Source organism: Caulobacter sp. GW821-FHT10A10 (assembly GCF_059415745.1).
The window spans coordinates 45,072-70,948 of the sequence record NZ_JBWKNV010000008.1 but is presented as its reverse complement, the minus strand read 5'-3'; the positions used below and the strand labels follow the sequence as shown (position 1 = coordinate 70,948).

Annotated in this window: 19 protein-coding genes; 6 read left to right on the top strand and 13 right to left on the bottom strand. The window is 69.4% G+C overall.

The features are described from left to right. Positions 1-2 precede the first annotated feature (2 nt). The 8 genes from cobA to AC07NS_RS21030 all read right to left on the bottom strand — a co-directional run bounded on the left by cobA (position 3) and on the right by AC07NS_RS21030 (position 10,472). Positions 3-788: a uroporphyrinogen-III C-methyltransferase gene (gene cobA / locus AC07NS_RS21065; protein ID WP_494606413.1), complete on the bottom strand. Its 786-nt coding sequence runs from the start codon at positions 786-788 to the stop codon at positions 3-5. Further along, positions 781-3,471: a molybdopterin-dependent oxidoreductase gene (locus AC07NS_RS21060; RefSeq protein WP_494606411.1), complete on the bottom strand. Its 2,691-nt coding sequence runs from the start codon at positions 3,469-3,471 to the stop codon at positions 781-783. Before AC07NS_RS21060 ends, cobA begins: the two co-directional genes overlap by 8 nt. A 4-nt stretch (positions 3,472-3,475) precedes the next feature. Then, entirely contained in the window at positions 3,476-3,829 is a 354-nt protein-coding gene (nirD, locus tag AC07NS_RS21055) for a nitrite reductase small subunit NirD (RefSeq protein WP_058350359.1), read from the bottom strand. Beyond that, on the bottom strand, positions 3,826-6,291 hold the full coding sequence (nirB, locus tag AC07NS_RS21050; protein WP_494606407.1) for a nitrite reductase large subunit NirB: 2,466 nt from the start codon (positions 6,289-6,291) through the stop codon (positions 3,826-3,828). The genes nirD and nirB overlap by 4 nt, the downstream gene beginning before the upstream one ends. A gap of 25 nt (positions 6,292-6,316) precedes the next feature. Beyond that, positions 6,317-7,540, bottom strand: a complete 1,224-nt coding sequence (locus tag AC07NS_RS21045) for a nitrate/nitrite transporter (RefSeq protein ID WP_494606405.1) — start codon at positions 7,538-7,540, stop codon at positions 6,317-6,319. Positions 7,541-7,794: 254 nt separating this feature from the next. Further along, on the bottom strand, positions 7,795-8,961 hold the full coding sequence (locus AC07NS_RS21040; RefSeq protein WP_494606403.1) for a CmpA/NrtA family ABC transporter substrate-binding protein: 1,167 nt from the start codon (positions 8,959-8,961) through the stop codon (positions 7,795-7,797). Continuing rightward, positions 8,958-9,536 carry an ANTAR domain-containing response regulator gene (locus AC07NS_RS21035; RefSeq protein WP_110121845.1) on the bottom strand — a complete coding sequence of 193 codons (579 nt, stop codon included), beginning with the start codon at positions 9,534-9,536 and terminating at the stop codon, positions 8,958-8,960. Before AC07NS_RS21035 ends, AC07NS_RS21040 begins: the two co-directional genes overlap by 4 nt. Positions 9,537-9,686: 150 nt before the next feature. Further along, positions 9,687-10,472 (bottom strand): TOBE domain-containing protein, encoded by a 786-nt coding sequence (locus AC07NS_RS21030; RefSeq protein WP_494606401.1) that lies wholly within the window; start codon positions 10,470-10,472, stop codon positions 9,687-9,689. A gap of 120 nt (positions 10,473-10,592) precedes the next feature. On the opposite strand from AC07NS_RS21030, the gene modA reads away from it, so the two are divergent. The 3 genes from modA to AC07NS_RS21015 all read left to right on the top strand — a co-directional run bounded on the left by modA (position 10,593) and on the right by AC07NS_RS21015 (position 14,193). Further along, positions 10,593-11,351, top strand: coding sequence for a molybdate ABC transporter substrate-binding protein (modA, locus tag AC07NS_RS21025; RefSeq protein WP_494606399.1), 759 nt, complete (start codon positions 10,593-10,595; stop codon positions 11,349-11,351). A gap of 5 nt (positions 11,352-11,356) precedes the next feature. Then, positions 11,357-12,019 carry a molybdate ABC transporter permease subunit gene (gene modB / locus AC07NS_RS21020; protein WP_494606397.1) on the top strand — a complete coding sequence of 221 codons (663 nt, stop codon included), beginning with the start codon at positions 11,357-11,359 and terminating at the stop codon, positions 12,017-12,019. Between the two features lie 101 nt (positions 12,020-12,120). Next, positions 12,121-14,193 carry a transglycosylase domain-containing protein gene (locus tag AC07NS_RS21015; RefSeq protein WP_494606395.1) on the top strand — a complete coding sequence of 691 codons (2,073 nt, stop codon included), beginning with the start codon at positions 12,121-12,123 and terminating at the stop codon, positions 14,191-14,193. 224 nt (positions 14,194-14,417) lie between these two features. Here AC07NS_RS21015 and AC07NS_RS21010 read toward each other — a convergent pair whose 3' ends face one another. Together AC07NS_RS21010 and AC07NS_RS21005 are read right to left on the bottom strand one after the other, a co-directional pair. Then, positions 14,418-15,980 carry an alpha-N-arabinofuranosidase gene (locus tag AC07NS_RS21010; RefSeq protein WP_494606393.1) on the bottom strand — a complete coding sequence of 521 codons (1,563 nt, stop codon included), beginning with the start codon at positions 15,978-15,980 and terminating at the stop codon, positions 14,418-14,420. A 1,112-nt stretch (positions 15,981-17,092) separates the two neighbouring features. Then, positions 17,093-17,851, bottom strand: a complete 759-nt coding sequence (locus AC07NS_RS21005; RefSeq protein ID WP_494606392.1) for a FadR/GntR family transcriptional regulator — start codon at positions 17,849-17,851, stop codon at positions 17,093-17,095. A 280-nt stretch (positions 17,852-18,131) separates the two neighbouring features. Between AC07NS_RS21005 and araD1 the strand changes: the two genes are divergently transcribed. Beyond that, on the top strand, positions 18,132-19,130 hold the full coding sequence (araD1, locus tag AC07NS_RS21000) for an AraD1 family protein (protein ID WP_494606390.1): 999 nt from the start codon (positions 18,132-18,134) through the stop codon (positions 19,128-19,130). Positions 19,131-19,351: 221 nt separating this feature from the next. On the opposite strand, the gene AC07NS_RS20995 is transcribed toward araD1, so the two are convergent. Further along, entirely contained in the window at positions 19,352-20,683 is a 1,332-nt protein-coding gene (locus AC07NS_RS20995) for a sugar MFS transporter (RefSeq protein ID WP_494606388.1), read from the bottom strand. 128 nt (positions 20,684-20,811) lie between these two features. On the opposite strand from AC07NS_RS20995, the gene AC07NS_RS20990 reads away from it, so the two are divergent. Beyond that, positions 20,812-21,975 carry an aldose epimerase family protein gene (locus AC07NS_RS20990; protein WP_494606386.1) on the top strand — a complete coding sequence of 388 codons (1,164 nt, stop codon included), beginning with the start codon at positions 20,812-20,814 and terminating at the stop codon, positions 21,973-21,975. Positions 21,976-22,152: 177 nt separating this feature from the next. On the opposite strand, the gene AC07NS_RS20985 is transcribed toward AC07NS_RS20990, so the two are convergent. Then, complete coding sequence (locus tag AC07NS_RS20985) at positions 22,153-24,564, bottom strand: glycoside hydrolase family 2 TIM barrel-domain containing protein (protein WP_494606384.1); 2,412 nt, start codon at positions 24,562-24,564, stop codon at positions 22,153-22,155. 187 nt (positions 24,565-24,751) lie between these two features. On the opposite strand from AC07NS_RS20985, the gene AC07NS_RS20980 reads away from it, so the two are divergent. Then, complete coding sequence (locus tag AC07NS_RS20980) at positions 24,752-24,964, top strand: DUF2188 domain-containing protein (RefSeq protein ID WP_494606382.1); 213 nt, start codon at positions 24,752-24,754, stop codon at positions 24,962-24,964. Between the two features lie 35 nt (positions 24,965-24,999). On the opposite strand, the gene AC07NS_RS20975 is transcribed toward AC07NS_RS20980, so the two are convergent. Continuing rightward, on the bottom strand, positions 25,000-25,644 hold the full coding sequence (locus tag AC07NS_RS20975; protein WP_494606380.1) for a DedA family protein: 645 nt from the start codon (positions 25,642-25,644) through the stop codon (positions 25,000-25,002). Positions 25,645-25,877 lie beyond the last annotated feature (233 nt).

The following is a 25,877-nucleotide window of genomic DNA, read 5'->3' as shown; positions in this document are numbered from 1 at the left end:
CCTCAGGCGCGGATGGCCTCGGCCTCTATCTGGGCCAGTTCCGGCGTCCAGCGCAGGTCCTGAGCCCGGCGGGCGACGGCGCCGATGACGATCAGCACGGGGCCGCCCGTTCCGCCGGCCAGCAGTTGCGGCAGCGTGTCGAGACGGCCGGTGCGCAGGGCCGCGGCCGGATCGCCGGCGCGCTCGACGACCAGGGCCGGGGTGCTGGGCGAACGCCCGGCGGCGATCAGACGGCGACCGAGCTCGGCGGCGGCTTCTCCGCCCATGTAGACCGCGACCGTGGCCTCGGGATCCGAAGCGGCGGCCCAGTCCTCGATGACGTCGCCGCTGCCGACCCGAGCCGTGGTGAAGATCACCCGGCGGGCCTCGCCACGATGGGTGAGCGGGAAGTTGAACTGGGCGGCGGCGGCGCTGGCGGCGGTAACGCCGGGCACGACCTCGACCGACACGCCGTGCGCACGGAGAAACTCGGCCTCCTCGCCAACCCGGCCGAACACCGACGGATCCCCGCCCTTCAGCCGCACCACGCGCAGGCCGCGACGGGCCAGGCGCAGCATCAGGCGGTTGATCGCCTCCTGCTTCATGCTGGGCCGCCCCGAGCGCTTGCCGGTGAGGATGCGCACGCAGCCGGCCGGGGCCAGGGCGATGGCCTCATCCGAGACCAGCGCGTCATAGAGCAGCGCCTGAGCGCCCTCGACGGCGCGAGCGGCGCGCAGGGTCATCAGGTCGACTGGGCCGGGACCGGCGCCGACCAGCAGGACGTCACCCAGAGCAGCAGCGTCACGCATCGGCGGTTTCCTTGGCCTTGAGGGAAGCGGCGGCGGCGGCGGCGATCATCCGGGCGATCTCCGGACGGCACGAGCCGCAATTGGTGCCGGCGCCGGTGGCCGCGCCGACCGCATCGGCGGTGGCGGCTCCGGCGGCGATGGCGGCGTCGACGGCCTTGGCGCCCACCTTCAGGCAGGCGCAGACCATCGGCCCCTTGTCGACCGGCGCGCCGGGCGGACGGCCGATCAGCAGCGACGAGCGGTCCTGCGCGGACAGCTGATCGAGCGCGAACAGATCGGCCAGCCAGTCGCGCGGCGGCAGGCGGCCGGCGGCGGTCTGGAACAGCACGGCGACCAGGCGGCCGTCCTCGATCCAGGCCTCGCGGCGCGAGCCGGCGCCGACGTCCTCGAACACCGTGGTCTCGCCCGTCAGACCCTTGGTCAGGCGCTTGCGAAGGGCGTCGCGTTCGGAGGCGTCGCCCCGCCCGGCGAACTCATGCAGCTGGGCGGCGTCCTGCGGGATGCGTCGCCAGACGAGATCGAGATTGGCCGGCGCGGCGATGCTGTCACGCGTCAGGAAGAAGCCCTTCCAGGTCTCGCGATAGGGCCGCGCCCGGGCCGGGGTGTGCTTGAACTCCGGCTGGCCGGAGGTGGGGTCGAGGTTCGGCGCGATCAGGTGGTTGGACTTGCCCGACGGCGCGAAGGCGTCGGTCCAGTGCATCGGCATGAACAGGCCGCCCGGCCGCTGGCGGTCGGTGACCTTGGCCAGGGCGACGGCCTCGCCGCGCACGGTGGAAACGCGGGTCAGGGCGCCGTCCTTGATCCCGGCCGCCTCGGCGTCGCGCGGGTGGATCTCGACGAAGGGCTCGGGTGCGTGACGGCACAGGTCGGGGGCCAGACCCGTGCGGGTCATGGTGTGCCACTGGTCGCGGATACGGCCGGTGTTGAGCGACATCGGATAGGCGTCGCTGACCGCGTCGGCCGGCCCCTTGGGACGCACCGGGACCATGCGGCCGCGGGCGTCGGGCGTCTGGAAGCGACCGTCGACGAACAGGCGCGGCGTCCCCTGCCCCGCCGTGCGCACCGGCCACTGGATCGGCGTCATGGCGGCGTAGTCGTCGGGCGTCATGGCCGACAGGCCCGAGAGGTCGAGCAGGCGCGAGCCCTTGTTCTCATAGGCCGTCAGGCGGGCCCATTCGCGGAAGATCGAGGCCTGCGAGGGCCAGCCGAAGCCGTCGAAACCCATCCCTTGCGCGACGTCGGCCATGATCCGCCAGTCGGCGCGGGCCTGGCCCGGCGCCGGGAACAGCGCCCGCTGGCGCGAGATGCGGCGCTCGGAATTGGTGACCGTGCCATCCTTCTCGGCCCAGGCCAGGGCCGGCAGCTTCACGTGGGCGTAGGCCGTGGTGTCGGTCTCGACGCAGTCGGAAACGACGACGAACGGGCAAGCTTCGAGGGCTTCGCGCACCGCGCCGGCGTTGGGCAGGCTGACGGCGGGGTTGGTCGCCATCACCCAGATCGCCTTGATCTTGCCCGACCGCACGGCCTCGAACATCTCGACGGCCTTGAGGCCCGGCGCGCGGGCGGTGTTGGGCGCGCCCCAGAAGCGGGCGACACGGTCGCGGTCCTCGGGAGCGAAGTCCATGTGGCCGGCCAGGGTGTTAGCCATGCCGCCGGTCTCGCGGCCGCCCATGGCGTTGGGCTGGCCGGTGATCGAGAACGGGCAGGCGCCCGGCTTGCCGATCCGGCCCGTGGCCAGATGGGTGTTGATGATCGCCAGGCCCTTGGCCACGCCCTGGGCCGACTGGTTGGAACCCATCGAGAACAGGCTGACCGTCTTCGGATGGGCGGCGAACAGGTCGTAGAAGGCCAGCAGGTCTTCGATCGCCAGACCGCAGTCGGCGGCGACGGCGGCGGGCGACTGATCATCCTGGGCTAGAGCCTCGCGGACGGCGTCGAAGCCGTTCACGTGCTCGCGGATGTAGTCGAGGTCGAGCTGGCCGCGACGGTCGAGCTCGGCCAGCAGGCCATTCCACAGGCGCACGTCGCTCTGCGGGGCCAGGGCCAGGTGCAGGTCGGCGCCCTCGGCGGTATCGGTGCGGCGCGGGTCGATGACCACGTGCTTCTGGCCGCGAGCCTTGGCGGCCTCCAGGCGGCGGAACAGGATCGGATGGGTCCAGGCGGCGTTATGGCCGGCGAAGACCACCAGGTCGGCCTCGTCGAGATCCTCGTAGCAGCCCGGCACCAGATCGGCGCCGAAGGCCTGCTTGTGGGCCGCGACGGCCGAGGCCATGCAGAGCCGGCTGTTGGTGTCGATGTTGCCCGATCCGATGAAGCCCTTCATCAGCTTGTTGGCGACGTAGTAGTCCTCGGTCAGCAGCTGGCCGGAGACGTAGAAGGCGACGCTATCGCGGCCGTGGCGGGCGATGGTGTCGCGAAAGCGCTTAGCTACCAGTGCGGTGGCCTCGCCCCAGGTCGCGACACGACCGTTGATCGTCGGCTCCAGCAGACGCCCCTGCAGGCCGACCGTGGCCCCGAGGGCCGAGCCCTTGGAGCACAGCCGGCCCTTGTTGGCCGGGTGAGCGGCGTCGCCGGACACCGCCAGCGTCCTGCCGCCGCCCGCCGCGCCCGCGACGCCGCAACCGACGCCGCAATAGGGGCAGGTGGTCCTGACCGTCGCGATGACGCCGGAGCCGTCGGCCATGGCGTCAGTCCGCCATCACCGGCTGGGCCAGCAGGACGCGGCCGTCCTGCACCCGCACCGGCACCACCGGCGTGCAGCCCTTGCCGGCGTCGGCGCCGGTGGGATGGCCGGTCTTCAGGTCGATGACCCAGCTGTGCAGCGGGCAGGTCACGCCGTGGCCGTGGACGATGCCTTGGCTCAGCGGTCCGTGCTTGTGCGGGCAGCGGTCGACCAGGGCGAAGACCTGGCCGTCGCTGGTGCGGAACACCGCCACGTCGCCCTGCGCCGTCGCCACCCGACGCGAACCGCGCTCCGGGATGTCGGTGACGGCGCCGACGTCGTGCCAGTCGGGGTCGATGTCGAAAGTCTGGATCGTCATTCCGCAGCCATCCCCATCGGAAGCGTCGCCATCGGCTTGAATTCACCGGCCTCGACGCCGCCCGAGGCGCGTTCGGCCCACGGGTCGACCTGAGCGGTCTCCTGCGACTTCACGAAGCGGGCGAAGAGCGCCGCGCGGTTGTCGAGGTCCTCGACCGTGGCGGCATGGATGGCTTCCAGGCCGATGCGGGCCATCCACTTGTATATCCGCTCCAGGTACCAGCCGCCCTCGCGGTACATCTGCATGACCGCCGAGATCAGCTGGATCGCCTCCTCTTCGGTGGCGACCTTGGTCAGCAGTTGCGTGCCCTGGATATGCAGGCCGGCAGCGCCGCCGACATGGATCTCATAGCCGCTGTCGACGCAGATCACGCCGATGTCCTTGCAGGTCGATTCCGCGCAGTTGCGCGGACAGCCCGACACGGCCAGCTTGACCTTGGCCGGCGCCCACGAGCCCCACATGAACTTCTCGAGCTTGATGCCGAGGCCCGTGGAGTCCTGGGTGCCGAACCGGCACCAGTCGCTGCCGACGCAGGTCTTCACCGTGCGCAGGCCCTTGGCGTAGGCATGGCCGCTGACCATGCCCGCGGCGTTGAGGTCGGCCCACACCGCCGGCAGGTCGTCCTTCTTGACGCCCAGCAGGTCGATGCGCTGGCCGCCGGTCACCTTGACCGAGGGGATGGCGTACTTGTCGGCGACGTCGGCGATGGCGCGCAATTCGTCCGGCGTCGTCATGCCGCCCCACATGCGCGGAACGACCGAATAGGTGCCGTCCTTCTGGATGTTGGCGTGGACGCGCTCGTTGATGAAGCGCGACTGGCTGTCGTCCTTGTACTCGTCGGGCCAGGCGCACAGCAGGTAGTAGTTCAGGGCCGGACGGCACGAGGCGCAGCCGTCGGGCGTGGTCCATTCCATGGCCTGCATGACCGCGGGCATGGACTTCAGGTCCTGGGCCAGGATCGCCTCGCGCACCACGCCGTGCGGGTGGTGCGTACACTTGCACATCGGCTTCGGGCCGGTCTGGGCCTTGAAGCCGTCGCCGAGCGTGGCTCGGATGACCTGCTCGACCAGCGGGGTGCACGAACCGCACGAGGCCGAGGCCTTGGTGACGGCGCGCACGTCATCCAGGCTGGTCAGGCCCTGGGTGGTGATGGCGGAAGTGATCGCCCCCTTGCAGACGCCGTTGCAGCCGCAGATTTCCTGCGTATCGGGCATGGCCGCAACGGCCGCACTAGGGTCCAGGCCGGACAGACCTTCCGTGATCGCCTGGCCGAAGATGATCGTGTCGCGGATGTCGGCGACGTCGGTGCCCGCCTTCATCAGGTCGAAGTACCAGCCGCCGTCGGCCGCATCGCCGAACAGCACCGCGCCGGCGACCTTGCCGTCCTCGATGACCACGCGCTTGTAGACGCCGCGGCCGGCGTCGCGGAACACGATGTCCTCGCAGCCCTCGCCACCGGCGAACTTGCCGGCCGAGAAGACGTCGACGCCCGAAACCTTCAGGCGGGTCGACAGCACCGAGCCGGCATAGGCGCCGGCCCCGTCGGTCAGTTCCTCGGCCAGGGCTCGGCACATGTCCCAGATGGGAGCCACCAGGCCATAGCAGTTCCCGCGGTGCTCGACGCACTCGCCGACCGAGAACACCGCCGGATCGGAGGTGCGCATGGCGTCGTCGACGATGATGCCGCGATTGACCTGCAGGCCGCTCGCCTTGGCCAGGGTCGCGTTCGGACGGATGCCGACGGCCATCACCAGGATGTCGCAAGGCAGGGTGCGGCCGTCCTTCAGCTTCAGGCCGGTGACCTTGCCGTCCTCGCCGACGATGGCTTCGGAGTGGGCGCCGAGCACGGTCTCGACGCCGCGCTCCAGCAGGGCCTCGCGCAGCAGGTAGCCGGCGCTCTCGTCGAGCTGGCGCTCCATCAGCACGTCCATCAGGTGGACGACGGTGGCGCCCATGCCCCTGCGGGCCAGGCCATAGGCGGCTTCCAGGCCCAGCAGGCCGCCGCCGATGACCACAGCGCGGGCGCCGGGCTTGGCCGAGGCGGCGATCATGGCGTCGACGTCGTCGAGGTCGCGGAACGTGACCACGCCCGACAGGTCCGCGCCCGGCAGCGGCAGGCGGAACGGATCCGAGCCGGTGGCCAGGATCAGCTTGTCGTAGGCGACCTCGAGGCCGCCCTCGGCGATCACCTTGCGGCCTTCCAGGTCGACCCCGGTGACCCAGCGGCCGGCGTGCAGGGTGATGCCGTTGTCGCGGTACCAGGCCTCGTCGTTGATGACGATGTCGTCGAAGGTCTTCTCGCCCGCCAGCACCGGCGACAGCATGATGCGGTTGTAGTTGACCCGCGGCTCGGCGCCGAAGATCGAGATCTCGTAGCGCGAGGGATCGCGCTTGAGGATCTCTTCGACCGCCCGGCACCCGGCCATGCCGTTGCCGATGACGACCAGCTTTTCCTTGGTCATGACTTTGCTCACTTGGAAAAGAGGATCAGACGCGAACCGGAGCGGCTTCGGCGCCGTGCAGGGTCGGCCAGACGGCGCGCCAGCGGGCCTTGAGGCCGTGCAGGGCGAAGAGCGCGAACAGCGCCAAGGCGGCGAAGCCGAGGAAGCCGATCTGGTAGTCGCCGGTCAGCTTCTTGGCGAGGCCGAGGGTCGAGGCCAGGTAGAAGCCGCCGATGCCGCCGGTCATGCCGATCAGGCCGGTCATGACGCCGATCTCCTTGCGGAAGCGCTGCGGGGCCAGTTGGAACACCGCGCCGTTGCCGGCGCCCAGGGCCAGCATCGAGAACATCAGCACCGCCAGGGCCAGCCAGTGCGAGGGCAGCTTGAAGCTGGCCACCGCTAGGCCGAAGGCGGCCAGGGCGTAGACGACGGTCAGGGTGCGCACCCCGCCGAAGCGGTCGGCGAGACCCCCGCCGACCGGGCGGATGAACGAGCCGGCGAAGACGCAGGCGGCGGTGAAGAAGCCGGCGATCACCGGATCCAGGCCGTATTCGGCGTTGAAGTAGATGGTCAGCGACGAGGCCAGGCCGACGAAGCCGCCGAAGGTGACGCCGTAGAGCAGCATCAGCCACCAGGCGTCCGGAACCTTCAGCACGTCGAGATACTCGGCCAGCTTCTTGGGCGCGGGCTGCTCGGGAGCATCCTTGGCCAGCAGCATGTAGACGACGAAGGCCACAGCGAGAGGGATGGCGGCCAGGCCGATGACGTTCTGCCAGCCGAAGGTCTTGGCCAGCATCGGCGCGAACAGGGCGGCCAGGGCGGTCCCGGAGTTGCCGGCGCCGGCGATGCCCAGGGCCAGGCCCTGGTGCTCCTGCGGGTACCAGCGAGAGGCCAGCGGCAGGGCCACGGCGAACGAAGCGCCGGCCACGCCCAGGATCACGCCCAGGGCCAGGACCTGATGATAGGTGTGCACGCCCAGGGCCCAGGCGACCGCCAGGCCGGTGAGCACGATCAATTGGCCGATCATGCCGGTCTTCTTGGGACCGATGCGGTCGACCAGGATGCCGTTGACGAGGCGAAGCAGGGCGCCGGCCAGCACGGGAATGGCGACCATCAGACCCTTCTGGGCCGGGTCGAGCCCGAAGTCCTTGGCGATGGCCACGCCCAACGGACCCAGGATCACCCAGACCATGAACGACAGGTCGAAATAGAGGAACGCGGCGAACAGGGTCGGCGTGTGGCCGGCCTTGAGGAAGTCACGAGAGATCATGATGCGCCTCGGAGTGTTGCGTGTCTGCGAGAGCGAGGCGTCGTCGCCTCGTCGGGTGACCGCATCCGAGCGGTCGTCTCTGGCAGCCACGGACGCCGTTGTCCGAAGGCTTGAGCTAACAGAACAACGGTCCGGGGACGGATGTCACGAACCGAAGAGGCGCCGCCCTGCACAACGTCGCCACAGCATGATTGCTCAGCAAAAGGGCGCCGACGGCGCCCAGGCATTGTGCAGATGCGAGAGACGAAAGCGCCTCAGGCGCGAGCGCGGCCGATCGAAAACCCAGCGGCGTAACGGCCGGCGAGCGTGGAATCGAAGGCCGGCCCTTCGAACAGCGGCGCCAGTTCCGGCGGTGCGTCGTCGAACACCTGGGCGGGATCGACCACCGGCCCCGCGCTAAGAGCGGCGGCGCGGAACATGTCCGGGCGATAGACCGCGTCGGCCGCGGCCTCGAGATCGACATCGGCCGCGACCTGCCCCCAGCGCACCATCTGCGACAGGAACCACAGGGCGTGCTCGCGGCGCGGCAAGCCCGCGCCGTCGCGATGGAAGACGATCTCGTCGTTCAGCGCGCGGGCCAGGGCCTCGGGCGCGACGCCGACATGGTCGGGACGCGCCAGCAGGTCGATCAGGTCCTGGCGGTTGGCGGGATCGTCGGCCCAGGCCGAGGCGCGGATCATGGCCCGCAAGGCGGCGCGCAGTTCGTCAGGATAGTGGTGGGCCCAGGCCTCGGTGACGCCGAATACCTTGTCGGGACCGCCCGGCCAGAAGGCCGAGGCGCTGATCAGCACCTCGCCCAGGCCTTCGAGCACGGCCACCGCGTTCCAGGGCGCGCCGACGCAGAAGCCGTCGATGTCGCCGGCCCGCATCTGTTCGACCATGCGCGGCGGCGGGGTGACGACGAGGCGCACGTCACGGTCCGGATCGATTCCGGCCTGCGCCAGCCAGTAGCGCAGTTCGTAATTGTGCATCGAGTACGGAAACACGACCGCGAAGGTCAGCGGCGCGGCACCCTGCCCCGCCCGCTGCGCGATCACCCGAGCCAGGGCCCGCGCCGAAACCGGCTGCTCGGCCATGGCCTCGGGATCCACCGCGCGCATGGCGTCAGCGAGGGCGATCGAGACAGTGATGGCGCTGCCGTTGCGGTTCAGGGCCATAGGGGCGATCAGCGAGGGACCGACGTCCAGCGTCAGCCCGCCCGAGGCGCCGGCCGCCGCGGCCAGGGCCATGGGCGCCAGCATGTGGGCGCCGTCCAGCGCGCCGACGGCGACCTTGTCGCGGATCGTCGCCCAAGAGGCCTCACGGCTCAGAGAAACGTCGAGCCCTTCCTCGGTGAAGAAGCCGAGGGACTTGGCCACCACCAGCGGCGCGCAGTCGGTCAGAGGAATGAAGCCCAGCTTCAGATCGGCGAGCCCGCTCAAGAGGCGTCCCCCTTCAACACGCCCGCGAAAGCCAGCAGGTCGGCCGCGATCGCGCCAATAGGCTTGCCGCGGTCCATGGCCAGCTTGCGCAGCAGGCGATAGGCGCCGTCCTCGTCCAGCCCCCGCTCCTTCATCAAGAGGCCCTTGGCCCGCTCGACCGTCTTGCGGGCCTCCAGGTCGGCCTTCACCTTGGCCAGGTCCCCGCGCAGTTGCTGGGTCAGGGCGAAGCGGCTCATGGCCACGTCGAGGATCGGCCGGACGCGCGCCGGCGCCAGGCCGTCGACGACATAGGCCGCCACGCCGGCCCGCACGGCCTGTTCGGCCAGGCCCGGCTCGGAGCGGTCGACGAACATCACCACGGGACGCGGATTGGCCTGGCTGGCCTCGCGCAGGCTTTCCAGCGTGTCGCGATCAGGACTTTCGGCAGCGATCACCACCACGTCGGGCGCGAACTCGATCGCCTCGCGCTCGTCGAAGCGAGCCGAACGACGGACCTCCAGCGGGTGCACGCCCTCCAGCCCCTCGGCCACCAAGGCGGCGCGGGCCGGATCCGGATCGATGACGAGAACGCGCATGGCTATCGCCCTAAGGACCGCGACGGCGCGGGGGGAGCGTTTTGCGCCCATGGCCATGCTTGAACATAGTTCCGCTCAAGCATGAGGCGCCGCTGCATAGTGCTAGTGCAGATCAGGCCCCTCGCCTCTGCGACCAAGGGTGGCGCCGGCCTAGTCGACAGCCAGGATCACGTCCGACGGCGCGATCAGCGCGTGGACGCCGGCCCCGGATTCGAACGCTCCGGCGAGGTCTCGCGCGACCGTGGCGACCAGGGTCTTGCCCTCGGCCAGGGCGACGACGACCTCGCTGGCCGTCTCGCCGTCCTCGCGGTCGAGGACGACACCTGACAGCCGGTTGTCGCCGGACGCGGCCGGCGCCTCGGCGGCCAGGCGCACGAAGCTCGACTTGATCAGGGCCACGGCGGGCCGCCCGACGGCCAGACCGAGCTCCTCGGCGCTGCGGCGGGTGATCACCGAGGCGACCTCCAGACCGCCGCCCAGGGCCAGGCGCACCTCGACCGTGACGCCGGCCGGGACAAGGGCCACGATGGTTCCGCGCAGGGCGTTGCGAGCACTGGTGCGCAGGCCCAGGCTCCAGAAGAGGTCGGCGCCGTCTTCCGACGCCAATCCCGCCTCAAGCCGCGAAAGCGCCGCCCCGACCTCGCGCTCCATGTCGCGGAAGGCCTTGATGACCGCGTGGCCGCGGGCGGTGACCTGGGCCGCGCCGCCGGACTTGCCGCCTGCGCTGGCGGCGATCAGCGGGGCGTCGAACAGGTTGTTCAGCGCCTGCACGGCGTCCCAGGCGCCCTTGTAGCTGAGGCCCAGGCGCTTGGCGGCGGCGCTGATCGAGCCAAGCTCGGCCACCGCCTCGACCAGGGCGATGCGCTCGAGGCCGACGCGAGCCAGGGCCCCGCGCCTCAGGATCAGGCTGGCGCTGAGATCGCCCGCTTCGCTCATCGAGACGCCTTTCGACTCCGTTCGCCCGCTTGTCGCCCGGCTAGCGCCGAAAAAACAGCCTGACAGTCGGCGAAACCTCGTTATGTACTCGCGATGCATAACCGCCGAACCGAGCCGCCGATGTTCCTCGCCCACCGCCCCCTGCTCGCCGCCATCGTGGCCGGAGCGCTGTCGCTGGTCGCCGGGGCGGCCTTCGCGGGCGAGACCAAGGTGGCCGTGGCCGCCAACTTCACCGAGCCGGCCAAGGCCATCGCCGCCCAGTTCGAGAAGAAGACTGGACACAAGGCGACGCTGAGCTTTGGCTCGTCGGGCCAGTTCTACGCCCAGATCGCCAACGGCGCGCCCTATGAGGTCTTCCTGTCGGCCGACGTCGAACGACCGCAGAAGGCCGAGGCCGAAGGCCTGGCCGTGGCTGGCTCCCGCTTCACCTACGCCACCGGGCGCCTGGTGCTGTGGAGCAAGATCCCCGGCCTCGTTGACGGCAAGGGCGCGGTGCTGGCCGGCGGCAAGTTCCAGAAGCTGTCGATCGCCGATCCCAAGGCTGCGCCCTACGGCCTGGCGGCGGTCGAGACCCTGACCAAGCTCAAGCTGCAAGACGCTTTGAAGCCCAAGATCGTCACCGGCTCGTCGATCACCCAGGCCTACCAGTACGTCCAGACCGGCGCGGCCGAACTCGGCTTCGTGGCCCTGTCGCAGGTGATCGACGACAAGGGTGGCTCGCGCTGGATCGTGCCGAAGGCCGACCACACGCCGATCGACCAGCAGGCCGTGCTGCTGAAGACCGGCGAGAGCAGCGAGGCCGCCAAGGCTTTCCTGGCCTTCCTGAAAGGGCGCGAGGCCAAGGCGATCATCCGCCGCTACGGCTACGAGGTGCGCTGACGGCCATGGCGGAGGTCGTCTGGCTGACCCTGAAGCTGGCCGCGGTCGTCACCGTGTTGCTGTTGGTGCTGGCCACGCCCCTGGCCTGGTGGCTGGCGCGGGGACGCTCCATGCTGAAGCCGGTGGTCGGAGCCCTGGTCGCCCTGCCGATCGTGCTGCCGCCGACGGTGCTGGGCTTCTATCTGCTGATCGCCCTTGGGCCGAAGAGCCCGCTGATGCTTCTGCTCCAACCGTTCGGCGTGCGGACCCTGGCCTTCACCTTCGAGGGGCTGGTGATCGGTTCGCTGGTCTATTCCCTGCCCTTCGCCGTGCAGCCGCTGCGCAACGCCTTCCTGGCCATCGGCGACGAGCCGCTGGAAGCCGCCGCGACCCTGGGCGCGGGCAAGGCGGCGACCTTTTGGCGAGTGGCCCTGCCGCTGGCCCTGCCCGGCTATGCGGTCGCCGCCCTGTTGGCCTTCGCCCACACCATCGGCGAGTTCGGGGTGGTGATGATGCTGGGCGGCGGCATTCCGGGCGAGACGGAAGTGCTGTCGATCGCGATCTACCGCCTGGTCGAGAGCCTGGAATGGGACAAGGCCCATCAGCTGTCGGCCCTGCTGCTGGTTTTCGGCTTCCTAGCGGCGCTGACCCTGCTGCTGCTGGAGCGTCGGCGGAGCGCTCCGGCCTGAACGGGCGTTTCCCTATTTGGCACGCGGACGCTGGGCGGCCGCCACGCCTGTGCTATTGACGCGCCTTCGCCTCCCTCGGCCGCTTTCGAGTTCCATCGCGCATGTCCGACCCCGCCGCTCCGAACACCGGTTCCGACGACGACGCCCCCAAGGTCGAGGAGACCGTGGACGCGGCCGCTCCCGAAACGGAAGAGATCGAGGCGGCGCCCGCGACGGAAGCGCCCGTCCCCGCCCCGCGCGTTCCGATCTGGAAGCAGCGGCCCTGGCAGATCGGCGCCGGCGTCTTCGTGCTGGCCATCGTCGCGGTCGTGACCTGGCTCCTGTGGTCGCTGCCGCTGGGCCGGGCCCTGGAGCCGGCCAGCAACCCGACCATGGTGCTGATGGCCTCGGACGGCACGCCGATCGCGCGGCGTGGCTCGTACAAGGAGGCCCCGATCGAGGCCGCCAAGCTGCCGGCCTACGTGCCCGGCGCCTTCATCGCCATCGAGGACCGACGCTTCTACAAGCACATGGGCATCGACCCGAAGGCCATCGCCCGGGCCGTGGGGGCCAACGCCAAGGCTGGCGGGGTGTCCGAAGGCGGCTCGACGATCACCCAGCAACTGGCCAAGAACGCCTTCCTCAGCAACGACCGCAATCTGCGCCGCAAGGCGCAGGAGGCCCTGATCGCCCTGTGGCTGGAGGCGCGGCTCTCCAAGGAAGAGATCCTGTCCCGCTACCTGTCGGCGGTCTATTTCGGCGAAGGCGCGTTCGGCCTGCGGGCCGCGGCCCGGCACTATTTCGACACCACGCCCGAGAAGCTTTCCGTCGGCCAGGCCGCCATGCTGGCCGGCATGGTCAAGGCGCCCTCGCGCCTGGCCCCGACCGAGAACTTCGAAGGCGCCCGCGAGCGGATGGACGTGGTGCTGCGCGCCATGGTCGAGACCGAGGTGATCACGCAGGCCCAGGCCGACAAGGCCAAGCGCGACATGCATCCGATCCCGCCGCGCGACAAGCTGCCGACCGGCTCGTACTTCGCCGACTGGGTGTTCCCGCAGGCTCGCGCCGCCTATGACGCCCGCTACGGCGAGACCATCGTCAAGACGACCCTGGACGCCAAGCTGCAGGCCAAGGCCGAGAAGATCCTCAACGACGCCATCGCCCGCGACGGCAAGGTGCTGAACGTCACCCAGGGCGCGATCGTGGCCATGCGCACCGACGGCCGCGTCGTGGCCATGGTCGGCGGCCGCGACTACAAGGCCAGCCAGTTCAACCGCGCCGACGCCGGCCGCCAGCCGGGCAGCGCCTTCAAGCTGTTCGTCTACCTGGCCGCCATCCGCCAGGGCATGACCCCGACCTCGCCGATCCTCGACGCGCCGGTCGATGTGCGCGGCTGGAGCCCGAAGAACCACGAGGGCAAGTACGCCGGCCGCGAAGTGCCGCTGATCACCGCCTTCGCCGGCTCGTCCAACGTGGCGGCCGTACGCCTGGCCCAGCAGGTCGGCCGCAAGGCGATCGTGGCCACGGCCCGCGACCTGGGCGTCACCGAGCCGATCCCCGACGACCTGACCCTGGCGCTGGGCACCGGCCCGATGAGCCTGGTGCAACTGACCAGCGCCTACGCCGCCATCGCCGCCGGCGAGACCCCGGTCGTCGCCCACGGCCTGGCCGACTGGAAGCCGTCGAAGAAGCCGCGCGCCCTGTCGAAGGCGGAGCTGGCCGGCATGCGCGACCTGCTTCGTTCGGCCGTGCACCGCGGCACCGGCGTCGAGGCCGCCATCCCCGGCGCCTTCGGCAAGACCGGCACCACGCAGGGTTATCGCGACGCGATCTTCGTCGGCTATGTCGGCGATCTGGTGATCGGCGTCTGGGTCGGCAACGACGACAACAGCGCCATGAACGGCGTGGTCGGCGGCGGCCTGCCGGCCAAGATCTGGAAGGCCTTCGCCCTGTCGGCCACCGGCGGCGCGCCCAAGCCGGCCGAAGACGACGCGACCACGGCCGCCGAGGATCCGAGCCTGGCCGAACCGCTACTGGGCCCCGACGGCCTGCCCCTGCCGCCGGAAGCCGCGCCGGTCGAAGGCGAGGCGCCGGTGGATCCGACGGCTCCGGCGCCGGTGGCTCCCGCGCCGGTTCCGGTTCCGGCGGCTCCTGCCCCGCCGGCCGAGCCGCGCGGCCCGACGAACCTCCCGTAACCCCTGATCGTCATCCCGGACGGCCGAAGGCCGATCCAGGACCCAGGGGACTGGGCGCAGCGGTAAGGTCGAGCGCCCTGGCGGTCGCCAACGCATTGCGGCGGCCCCTGGGTCCCGGCTCTACGCGCTGCGCGCTTCGGCCGGGATGACGAGCTTTGAGGGCGGAACGAAAAAGAGCGCCGGTTTTCACCGGCGCTCTTTGTGGTTTCAGGCTGTCAAAAGCCTTAGTTCAGGTCCAGCACCACCACCGACTTGGCCGGCAGGGTCGCCGTCAGGACGTCGCCCTTGATGGTCGCGCCCTTGAACTCGACCGGCTTGACCGCGTCGGGCTTCTCGAAGGTGTTGCGCGAGGCCATTTCCGGGCCGGTCAGGACGCGACCCTTGGCGGTCTTGGCCGACAGGCCGGCCAGCTTGACCGAGATGGTCACGGTCTTGTTCGGATCGACGTTGGTCAGGGCCAGGTGCACCTGGCCATCCACGCCCTTGCCGGCCGTGGCCGTGACGGACGGCACCGACGACTTGCCGATCACGTACTGCGGGGTGTCGATCTCGACCGGCAGGTAGGTCGCGCCCTGGAAGGGCTTGTAGAGGTCGAACACCCAGTAGGTGGGCGTCAGGACCATCTTTTCCTTGTCGGTCAGGATCATCGCCTGCAGCACATTGACCATCTGGGCGATGGCCGCCAGACGCACCCGGTCGGCGTGCTTGTGGAAGATGTTCAGGGTCGTGGCGGCCACCATGGCGTCGCGCATGGTGTTCTGCTGGTAGAGGAAGCCCGGCTCGGTGCCCGGCTCGACGTCATACCAGACGCCCCATTCATCGACATAGAGGCCGACCTTCTTCTCGGGGTCGTACTTGTCCATGATGGCGCTGTGCTTGGAGACCAGCTCTTCCATCTTCTCGGCCTGGACCAGGGTGTCGCCCCAGGCCTGCTCGTCGAACACGGTGGCCGAGCCCTTCTTGCCCCAGTCGCCGGTCGGGATGACGTAGTAGTGCAGGCTGAGCGCGCCCATGTTCTTGGCCGCGCCCTTCATCAGGACCTCGGTCCAGTTGTAGTCCTGGGCGTTGGGGCCCGAAGCCACCTTGACCGGGCGGTTGCCGCGCGGGGCGCGCACGAACTCGGCGAAGTTGCGGTAGAGGTTGGTGTAGTGCTCGGGCGTCATCTGGCCGCCGCAGCCCCAGTTCTCGTTGCCGACGCCGAAGTAGTCGACCTTCCAAGGCTTGTCGCGGCCGTTGGCGCGGCGCTCGTTGGCGATGGTCGACTGGGTGGGCGAGGTCAGGTACTCGAGCCACTGGCCCATTTCCTGGGGCGTGCCGGCGCCGACATTGCCGGCGACATAGGTCTTGGTGCCGATCAGTTCGGCGAAGTCCATGAACTCGTGGGTGCCGAAGCTGTTGGGCTCCTCGACGCCGCCCCAAAGGACGTTGACGCGCACGGGGCGCTTGTCGCGCGGACCGATGCCGTCGCGCCAGTGATAGTCGTCGGCGAAGCAGCCGCCCGGCCAGCGCACGACCGGCACCTTCAGGGCCTTGAGGGCGTCGACGACGTCCTTGCGGTAGCCCTTGATGTTGGGGATCTTGCTGTCCTCGCCGACCCAGACGCCTTCGTAGATGCCGCGGCCCAGGTGCTCGGCGAACTGGCCGTAGACCTCGGGCTGGATGACCGCGCCGGGCTGGTCGGCGCGCAGGGTCCCGCTGGCCTTGGTCTGGGCGCCGGCGGCGCCGACGCTCAGCAGCATCACGGCGACGCCGCCCAACAGGGCGTGCTTCAGCATCTTCGAGTTCACTTGATTTCTCCCTCTCGTCGCCACGCGGCTCGGTCGCACGGGTGTCGACACGGCACGTTGTTATTTGTCTGAGTATACTCGGGCGTACCGAGCGTCAATCGAGGCGGGGCGCCGTGTGGGGGCCAGCAATACAACGACATAGTCAGGCAGCGGAGGTTCGGGGCTTGTCGGATGATTTCCAGGAGTCCTTCTCCCCTTGCGGGAGAAGGTGGCGGGTGCCCGCGAGGAACCTCCCCCTCTGGGGGAGGCGATCGCGCAGCGATCGGAGGGGGGAATTGGCGCGGGATCGGCCGACGCCTCGAAAGCTGAAAACGTCCCCCCACCGGCCTTCGGCCGCCTCCCCCAGAGGGGGAGGTTCCTGGACGCGCGGCTTTGCGCTCACGCGGTGAACCGCTGAGCTGATGGAGAGGGCGCGGGGCGTCCGGGCCTCGCCCGGATGTGTGAGTTTGAATACCGTTTCGACGAAGCATAGACGCCCCGCGCGATCGTTATGCCTCAGGCCGGGGCGCGCGGGCCTCTTCCGCCCTTCACCCCTTCCCCACGCAAGGCTCCCCCCGTTCATGCGGCCAGGAGTGCGTCAGGGCGCGGACCCTCGGACGGGCGGGAGCCTATTGGGCAGACCCCCGATGGATGGGTTTACGTCCCCCATCCTCTAAACCCGCTCGATCGCATCGCCGTCGCACGCTTCGGGCCGGATCCTTGCGCCCTCTCCCTGCGACGGGACGGGGTCCATTATGCGCGTGGTTTGGACGCGTCTGATCCAGAGCGGTGACAAAGTTGCAAGGGGTTGATTTTGTTCGCGTCCGCAAGCGCGACATTGGGGACCGACGCTCGCCAATCCCCGTCAGCCCAACCCCAAATCGCCTTCCTGGGCCTTGTGCCCGGGATCCATCGTTCAGCCTGCTCAGACCGAGCAAGGACGGCCTAGGTTTGAGCGGTCGCCGCCATGGGCCCTCGCCACAAGGGCGAGGGAGGCGAAGTGGGGCGGTGAAAAAGCCTGGGTCCCCGCTTTCGCGGGGATTTTACGGGAGAGGAATGCAAGGCCGACGGTTCGAAAGCTGAAACCGCCCCCTCTCCGGTCCTTCGGGCCACCTCCCCCAGAGGGGGAGGATCTAGGCCGGCGCGCGTCGCGAAATCGCAGCGCGGGTGTCGTCCTGGGCCAGGCCGACGAGGCGTTCCATGGCCTGACGGGCCTGGTCGGCGCGGCCGGCGGCGATGGCGTCGAAGACCTTCCAGTGGTCGGGAATCGGGTCGCGGGCCAGTTCGCGGTCGCGCTGCTTGAAGATGGTGGTCCAGCGGACGGCCGCGCCGATGCTGCTGGACAGGGTGCGCAGCGGTTCGTTGCTGGTGGCCTCGAGCACGGTGTCGTGGAAGTCGCGGTCGGCGGCCCGGCCCGCTTCGGTGGCCAGGGTGTGCTGCTGCATCTGGATCAGGGCCGTGCGCATGCGCTCCAGCTGATCCTCGTCGCGGCGCTCGGCGGCCAGGGCGGCGGCGGCCGGCTCGACGATCATCCGCAGTTCGTGCAGGCCGGTGAGGAACTCCTCGCTGGGCTCGGCCTCGAAGAACCAGGCCAAAACCTCGGGATCCAGCAGGCTCCAGCGCGAACGGGCGCTGACGCGGGTGCCCGCCTTGGGACGGCTCTCGACCAGGCCCTTGGCGGCCAGGATGCGGATGGCCTCGCGATAGGCGCTGCGCGAGACGTGCAGCTGCTCGCTGGCGTCGATCTCGTTGTTGAGCACGTCGCCCGGCTGGTACTGGCCCGAGACGATGGCGATCCCCAGGGTGCGCGCGATCGACCCGTGGATCCGGCCGGAGAAGCCCTCCTCGCGCTCGAACTCGCCGTCCGCGCCCGAACCCTTCGCCTTGCCCACGCCGCCTCCACTGTCGCCTAACGGCGTCGCCGCCGGTGATGGAGTCGACTCTAGCGAGACTAATTGTCTGACGACAAGGAAATTCACCTCAAGGCGAACATTCAGGTGCTGCGACCCCGCCTGGTAAAAGTATGATAAATCAGGTGATAGAACGGTTGGCGGCCGATCCGCAGCCCCCTCGCCGGCCGTTCGACGGACGGTTCGAAGCCCATATATCCGGGTTTGACTTGCCCGCCGCGATCGCTATTTGTCTGACTAATTACAAACGAGAGGATCGACCATGCCCTTGCGGTTCGTGCAGCTGAAGACGCCCGACGGCGCCCGCGCCCTCGCGGCGATCGACGACACGGGCGCGGCCCGCAAGGTCGGCGCCGCCGACACGCTCTACGCCCTGGCCCAGCTGGCCGTCGACAAGGGCGTCAGCCTGGCCGACGCCGCCGGCGCCCTGGGCGAGGCGATCGACGTCGCCGCCGCCCTGGCCGAAGGCCGGGTGCTGGCCCCGATCGACCACGCCGATCCCGCCCACCTGGTGATGACCGGCACCGGCCTGACCCACCTGGGTTCGGCCGAGGGTCGCGACAAGATGCACAAGGCCGCCCAATCGGGCGAGCAGCTGACCGACTCCATGCGGATGTTCCTGATGGGCGTCGAGGGCGGCAAGCCCGCCGACGGCCAGGAAGGCGTGCAGCCCGAGTGGTTCTACAAGGGCGACGGCACGCAACTGGTCGGTCCCGGCCAGGCCCTGACCTCGCCCTCGTTCGCCAAGGACGGCGGCGAGGAGCCCGAGATCGCCGGCGTCTACCTGATCGGTCCGGACGGCACGCCGCACCGCCTGGGCTTCTGCCTGGCCAACGAGTTCTCCGACCACGTGATCGAGCGCGGCAACTATCTGTGGCTGGCCCACTCGAAGCTGCGCCAGGCGGCGCTCGGCCCCGAACTGCTGAGCGGCGAGCTGCCGGCCGACGTGCGCGGCGCCAGCCGCATCGTGCGCGGCGGCGAGACCGTGTGGGAGAAGCCCTTCCTGTCGGGCGAGGCCAACATGTCCCACACCATCGCCAACCTGGAGCACCACCACTTCAAGTACGCGCTGTTCCGCCGCCCGGGCGACGTGCACGTGCACTTCTTCGGCACGGCCACCCTGTCGTTCTCGGAAGGCTTCCAGACGCAACTGGGCGACGTGTTCGAGATCGAGGCCTCGCCGTTCACCCTGCCGGTGCGCAACCCGCTGGCCCAGGACGCCGCGCCGGCCGAAGTCACCGTGACGGTGAAGGCGCTCTGATCTTCCATATAAAATCCGAGTGTCCCCGCGAAGGCGGGGACCCAAGCTGGCTCTCAGGATGGGGGCGCGTTCGTAGCTCGGCCCGCAGACTCGGCTTGGATCCCCGCCTTCGCGGGGATGCTCGGATAAAAGAAGCAGACAGCAAAAAGGCCTCGCACCCGATGGTGCGAGGCCTTTTCGTTTGGAGCGATGGGGAGCGGCGGGCCGCTCCCCTGCCCCGCTTACTCGGCGGCGGTCGCCGGCTCGGCTTCGAGGGCCACGGGCTCCTCCTCCGCCGTCACCTTGCTGCCCCACAGGGCGTAGAACAGCACGTAGAGCTCGCAGATGGCGGTGACCAGGAACGAGATCTGCAGGCCGTAGGTGTCGGCGATCTTGCCCTGAACGATGACCAGGGCGCCGCCGGCGATAGCCATGACCAAGAGGCCCGAGCCTTCCTCGGTCAGCGCGCCCAGGCCCTTGATGCCCAGGGTGAAGATGGTCGGGAACATGATCGAGTGGAACAGGCCCACGGCGATCAGGCTCCACATGGCGACCGGACCGCTAGAGAAGGTGGTGATGATCATCACCACGAAGGCCAGGCTCGAGAAGATCGCCAGCACCTTGGCCGGGTCGACCTTGCGCATCCAGACGCTGCCGATGAAGCGGCCGACCATCATCCCGCCCCACAGCAGGAACAGGTAGCGCGAGGCCTCGGTGTGGGTCAGGCCGCCGATCTTCGGATCGGAGACGAAGTTGATGAAGAGGTTCGACACGCCGATCTCGGCGATCAGGTAGATGAAGATGGCCGGGATGCCGAGCACCAGGTTGCGGTGCTTCCACAGCGAGTGGCTCTTGCGCTCCGAGACAGCAGCACGACGGGTCGAGCTGCCGAGGTCGGGCAGCTTGTAGCGGGCGATGACCACGGCCAGGGCGACCAGCACCACGGCGACGATGAAGTAGGGCAGCTGCACCGACTGGGCGTCGGCCAGACGCTCGGCCTGGGTCAGCACCTTGCCGGCCTCGGCGTTGCCCGAGGCGCTGCGGCTGAGGATCAGGTAGCCGCCGAACAGCGGGGCGAGCGTGGTGCCCAGCGAGTTGAAGGCCTGCACCAGGTTGAGGCGCGAGGAGGCCGTCTCCGGCGGGCCGACGACGGCCACGTAGGGGTTGGCGGCGACCTGCAGCAGGGTGATGCCCGAAGCGACGATGAAAAGGGCGGTCAGCACCACGCCATAGGACGGGATGCGGGCGGCCGGGATCATCAAGAGCGCCCCGAAGGCCATGATCAGCAGGCCGGTGACCATCGACTTCTTGTAGCCGATCTTCTCTATCAGCTTGGCCGACGGGATGGAGGCGAAGAAGTAGGCGATGAACCACACCGACTCGATCAGGGTCGTCTGGGTGTAGTTGAGGTCGAACACCGAGCGCAGGTGCGGCAGCAGGGTGTTGTTGATGACCGTGATGAAGCCCCACATGAAGAAGAGGCTGGCCAGCAGGGTCAGGGCGGAGCGCTGGGCGCGGGGATCGCCCACGCTGGCCGCGCCAGCTCCTTGGGGCGTGGTGATCGGTGCGGGCATTCCCGGGTCTCCCGTTGGCGAAGGGCGACGTCTTGACGTTGCGCCCTAGTTTTTTGTCTGAGTATATGGCGGCCTAATGGCCGTCAACGCCGACAGAGCGCGGCGGGCCCGATCCGGAGAGGAAACTGATGAAGACCTGGCGCCACGTCCTGCCGAGCCTTGCCGTACTCGCCGCCGTCGCGGGTGCGTCGGCAGCCCTCCCCCAGGCTTCCTGGGCGGCCGAGATCAGCCGCAAATCCTTCGGCCAAACCCCTGACGGCCAGGCCGTCGAGGCGATTACCCTGACCAACGCCAAGGGCGTGTCGGCCACCGTCATCACCTATGGCGCGACCCTGCAGTCGCTTGTCGCCCCCGACCGCGCCGGCAAGAAGGCCGACATCGTGCTCGGCTACAAGGACGCGGCCGAATATGTGAAGGCGGCCAACTATTTCGGCGGTTCGGTCGGGCGTTTCGCCAACCGCATCGGCAAGGGCAAGTTCACCCTCGACGGCAAGACCTACCAGTTGGCGCTGAACAACAACGGCGTGGCCGCCCTGCACGGCGGCGTCAAAGGCTTCGACAAGGTGGTCTGGACGGTGCGCGACGCCAAGGCCGGCCCGACCGCCTCGGTGACCTTCGAGCATGTCAGCCCGGACGGCGAGGAAGGCTATCCCGGCACGCTGACGGCCACGGCGACCTATGCGCTGGACGAGAACAACCAGCTGACGATCACCTACGGCGCGACCACCGACAAGCCGACCATCGTCAACATCACCAACCACGCCCTGTTCAACGTCGCCGGCGAAGGCGCGTCGGAAGGCGCGATGGGCAACGTACTGACCATCCCGGCCGAGGGCTATTCGCCCGTGGACGGCGAGCTGATCCCGACGGGCGTGACGACGCCGGTGGCCGGCACGGTGTTCGACTTCCGCAAGCCGACGGCGGTGGGCGATCGGATCCGCGACGCCAGCGACGCCCAGATCGTCGCCGGCCGCGGCTACGACCACAACTACGTGCTGAACGGCAAGTCGGGCGGCGCCCTGCGCCTCGGGGCCAAGCTGGCCGATCCCAAGAGCGGCCGCGTGCTGGAGATCCTGACCGACCAGCCGGGCATCCAGTTCTACGCCGGCAACTTCATCGACGGCACGACCGTGGGCAAGAGCGGCAAGATCTATCGCCAGGGCGACGGCATCGCGCTGGAGCCGCAGCACTTCCCCGACGCGCCCAACAAGCCGCAGTTCGCGCCGGTTCGCCTGGATCCGGGCCAGACCTACAAGAACGTGATGATCTTCCGCCTGACGACGCAGAAGTAGGCCAGCGGAAAACGAGCAAAAAAGAAGCCCGGCGGTTACCCGCCGGGCTTAGTTCATTAGGGAGGAAACGCCCAGGAAGGGCAGAGGCGCTCGCGCCTCACGAGGCTGTAGTTAGCGCTACCAACGGCGAATTCAAGAGCATTCCGCCAAAAAGTGACGCTTTGTCGCGGAACATGTTCAACGAACAGTTTTCAAGACGACCTTGCCGGGCGTCAGACCCGGGGCCGTCGCCGTGACGTTGAGCGAGCCGCCCTGCCCGGCTCCGCGAACCAGGGCCACGGCCCGGCCCTGCCAGGCCTGGCGAGTCGGCGAGGCGAAGGATGTGTGATCGCTCGGCGCGCCGTTGTCGGCCGCCACGAAGGCGCCGGCGCCCGAGACCTGGAAGCTGATCGCGTCCTGGGCCGAGGGTACGGTGACGCCCTTGGCGTCGACCACCCGGGCGCGGACGATGGCGAGATCGTCGAAGCTCGTCCCGACCGTGTCGCCCTCGACCGACAGCTCGACGCGGGCCGGCTTGCCGGCGGTGCGCAGCACGTCCTCCAGCTTCACCCCAGAATCGCGGCAAGCCGCCCTCACCTCGCCCGGCGCGAAGGTCACGCTCCACTGGCGCGGCGAGGCGTCGGCGGGCAGCGGCTTGGCGCCCAGCCAGCGGCCGTTCAGAGCCACATCGACGCTGGCGCAGTTGGAATAGACCTCGATGGTCTCGTCGTGCGGCGACAAGTCGGCCGGCGTCCAGTCGTCGAAGACCGCGACCTTGGGCTGGGGCGTGGCCACGGCGATCATGGTCGGCAGGGCCGGCGCGGGACCGGCGCCGTCGGACGAGGGCGGCGGCGCGGCGGGCATGGCGTTGCGTACCACGTGGAGGACGGGTTGTTCGGCCCACCACGAGGCGCGCTGCAGGCCGATGGGCTTGGCCAGGCCGGTGCGGTCGATGATCCCGGCGGGATTGTCGATATTGGGCCAGCCGCTGCGGTCGGCCTCGCCCAGATAGTCGATCCCGGTCCACAGGAACATGCCGGCATAGGCCGGGTAGTCGCGCACGGCGACCCAGGAGGTGCGGGTCTTGCTGTTCTCGGTCCCGACGATGATCCGCGTGGGCTTGGCGTCGTGGGCGGCGATCAGTTCGTTCTCGCGATAGTTCTGACCGACCACGTCGAGCATGTCGGCGAAGCCGTTCTGGTAGTCGCCGGTCACGTTGGGGCGGAACAGGCCCATGGTCACCGGCCGGGTCGGGTCCGTGGCGTGCATGACGGCCAGCAGGCTCTTCAGCGCCGCCTTGGCCTGGACCGGATAGGCGGTGTCGTGGATCTCGTTGCCGGCGCTCCACAGGACGATGCTGGCGTGGTTGCGATCGCGGCGGACCATGTCGCGGGCGTCGCGCTTGTGCCAGTCGCTGAAGAACAGGTGGTAGTCGCCGGGCGTCTTGGAGACGTTCCACTGGTCGAACAGCTCGTCCATCACCACGAAGCCCATCTCGTCGGTCAGGTCGAGGAAGTCGGGCGACGGCGGGTTGTGGGCGGTGCGGATGGCGTTGACGCCCAGGGCCTTCAGGGCGGTCAGGCGCTGGCGCCAGACGGCCATGGGCACGGCGGCCCCGACCGCGCCGCCGTCCATGTGCACGGCCACGCCCTTGAGCTTGACGTTCCGGCCGTTCAGCCAGAAGCCGCTGTCGGCCTTGAAGGCCGCGTCGCGCACACCGAAGCGCACGGTCTCGGCGTCCAGCCCCTGCCCGCCCTCGCCGATCACGCGGATCTCGGCGCGATAGAGGTTGGGCGCCTCCAGGTCCCAGCGCTTGGGCGAGGCGATGTCGAGCCAGAGTTTCAGGGTCTCGGTGCGGGCCGGATCGATGGTCACGGGCGCGACCTTGCCACGGGCGACCTCGGCGCCGGACGGGTCGCGGATCACGACCTCCAGGCCCGCCTTGGCGGCGTCATGGGCGTCGTTGATCACGTCGATGGCGATGTCGGCGGTGGCGCGATCGGCGCTGATCTTCGTGACGCTGACGAAGGCCCCGCCCTGCTCGACATGCTGGCCGGCGGTCTCGATCAGCCGCACCTTGCCGTAGACGCCGGAGCCCGCGTACCAGCGCGACGACGGGGCGTGGTCGGTGTCGGCGCGCACGGCCAGGACGTTCCTACCATCGGCGCGGATGAAGTCGGTGATGTCATAGCGCAGGCCCACATAGCCGCTGGGGCGATGGCCCAGGTGGTGGCCGTTGATCCAGACGCCGCTGCGCTCCATCACCCCGTCCAGCTCGACGAAGACACGGCGGCCGGGCGCGGAAGGCTTGATGTCGAGGGTCTTGCGGTACCAGCCGATCCCGGTGGGCAGGAAGCCGCCCGCCCCGCCGGCCCGGGCCTTGATGTCGAACGGGCCGGTGATGGCCCAGTCGTGCGGCACCGAGACCTTGGCCCAGGCGCCGTCGTCGAAAGCGGCCGTCTCGGCCCCCTCGGGGTCGCCCTGGAAGAAGGTCCAGCCTTCGGCCAGCGGCGTCGTCACCCGGTCCGCGGCCAGGGCGGGCAGCGCCGCGAGGCCGAGCGAGGCGGCCAGGACGAGACGCGAGACGCCTCGCAGCGAAGGGTGAGCCATCGTTTTCTCCCTGGGGTCGCGCACCAAGGCGCGTCCCACATTTTGATATTTTATGTCATTTTATGAACTTTCCACGCGAGCGCCAGCCCTCGTCACACTTCGTCGCAAAACGGTGTCGCGACGCCCTCGAACCTTTCGGCCAAGCCGGCGTTTGGGTGCCCGAGTTCAGCGTACGCAGGGGTGCGACATGTTTGGGGTCATCGACGTCCTGCCGTGCGAAGGCGGCTGGTGCGTGCGGGTTCACGGCGCCGGCGAGGTGCTGCGCTTCACCGGCGGCGGCGAGGCCGAACGCCGCGCACGGCGGCTGGCGGCCGAGTCCGAGCGGCCGGTCGAGGTGCGGATCCACGACCGCGGCGGGCGGCTGGTGGGGCGGTGGGTAAGCGAAGGCGTGGCGGCGTGAGATTAGACCCTCTCTCTATGAGAGAGGGTTGCTCTCTACGCTTCCGAACGCGCCACCACGACGGCCTGGGACACGCGGCGCGAGGCGGTCAGGCGCCAGGCGAGGACGGCTCCGAGCATCGTCAGGGCGACGCCGGCGGCGATGGCCAGGCCCAGCTCGAGGCTGACGCCCGACAGGCTGCGGGCGGCCAGATAGCCGGGGGCCAGCAGGCTGGCGATCCAGACCACGGCCGACAGGACGTTGGCGGTCTGGAAGGTCCAGGACTTCATCTGCAGGATGCCGGCCATGATCGGCACGAAAGCCCGAAGCGGCCCGAAGAAGCGGCCGATGAAGATCGAGGCCACGCCATAGCGGCGGGCGAACAGGCGCGTGCGGGCGATGGTGCGGCGGTTGGCGCGGAAGGCCGGGGCGCGCAGAGCGCGCGGACCCAGGCGCCGGCCCAGGCCATAGGACACCGCGTCGCCCAGCACCGCGCCGAGCGTGCACCAGGCCAGGACCTCGAACGGGTCGAGCACGCCGCCGCCGATCAGGGTGCCGGCCAGCAGCATTAGGGCGGTCGCCGGCACGAAGGCGCCGATCAGGACGAGGGATTCGGCGAAGGTCAGGGCGCCAAGGATCACGCCGGCCCAGGCTTGATGCTCAGTGACAAAAGCGGCGATGGTCTTGAGCAGAGTGTCCATGGGGATCCTTCGAGGTCCCCACATGGAGATCAACGCGCGTCGCCGCCAGTGCGCCGCACGCCGCAGCGTCAATTAAACGCGACTGTGCCCCCGGCGCCTCACCAAGGTTGGGTAGCGACTACCCGATATTGGGGAGGCGGCCGTCGGCGGGCGCTACAGCTTGACCATTTCGGCGAACGGCGTCGTCCCGGGCGGAGCCTTCCGAAGCCTCGGGGGACGACGGCGTTTGGATG

Bases quoted from the DNA above. Each gene is read 5' to 3' on its own strand.
- AC07NS_RS20995 (WP_494606388.1), bottom strand. From the start codon at position 20,683: ATGCCCGCACCGATCACCACGCCCCAAGGAGCTGGCGCGGCCAGCGTG.
- AC07NS_RS21060 (WP_494606411.1), bottom strand. From the start codon at position 3,471: ATGGCCGACGGCTCCGGCGTCATCGCGACGGTCAGGACCACCTGCCCC.
- AC07NS_RS21030 (WP_494606401.1), bottom strand. From the start codon at position 10,472: ATGAGCGAAGCGGGCGATCTCAGCGCCAGCCTGATCCTGAGGCGCGGG.
- cobA (WP_494606413.1), bottom strand. From the start codon at position 788: ATGCGTGACGCTGCTGCTCTGGGTGACGTCCTGCTGGTCGGCGCCGGT.
- nirD (WP_058350359.1), bottom strand. From the start codon at position 3,829: ATGACGATCCAGACTTTCGACATCGACCCCGACTGGCACGACGTCGGC.
- modA (WP_494606399.1), top strand. From the start codon at position 10,593: ATGTTCCTCGCCCACCGCCCCCTGCTCGCCGCCATCGTGGCCGGAGCG.
- AC07NS_RS20980 (WP_494606382.1), top strand. From the start codon at position 24,752: ATGTTTGGGGTCATCGACGTCCTGCCGTGCGAAGGCGGCTGGTGCGTG.
- modB (WP_494606397.1), top strand. From the start codon at position 11,357: ATGGCGGAGGTCGTCTGGCTGACCCTGAAGCTGGCCGCGGTCGTCACC.
- AC07NS_RS21035 (WP_110121845.1), bottom strand. From the start codon at position 9,536: ATGCGCGTTCTCGTCATCGATCCGGATCCGGCCCGCGCCGCCTTGGTG.
- AC07NS_RS20990 (WP_494606386.1), top strand. From the start codon at position 20,812: ATGAAGACCTGGCGCCACGTCCTGCCGAGCCTTGCCGTACTCGCCGCC.
- araD1 (WP_494606390.1), top strand. From the start codon at position 18,132: ATGCCCTTGCGGTTCGTGCAGCTGAAGACGCCCGACGGCGCCCGCGCC.
- AC07NS_RS21015 (WP_494606395.1), top strand. From the start codon at position 12,121: ATGTCCGACCCCGCCGCTCCGAACACCGGTTCCGACGACGACGCCCCC.
- nirB (WP_494606407.1), bottom strand. From the start codon at position 6,291: ATGACCAAGGAAAAGCTGGTCGTCATCGGCAACGGCATGGCCGGGTGC.
- AC07NS_RS21045 (WP_494606405.1), bottom strand. From the start codon at position 7,540: ATGATCTCTCGTGACTTCCTCAAGGCCGGCCACACGCCGACCCTGTTC.
- AC07NS_RS20975 (WP_494606380.1), bottom strand. From the start codon at position 25,644: ATGGACACTCTGCTCAAGACCATCGCCGCTTTTGTCACTGAGCATCAA.
- AC07NS_RS20985 (WP_494606384.1), bottom strand. From the start codon at position 24,564: ATGGCTCACCCTTCGCTGCGAGGCGTCTCGCGTCTCGTCCTGGCCGCC.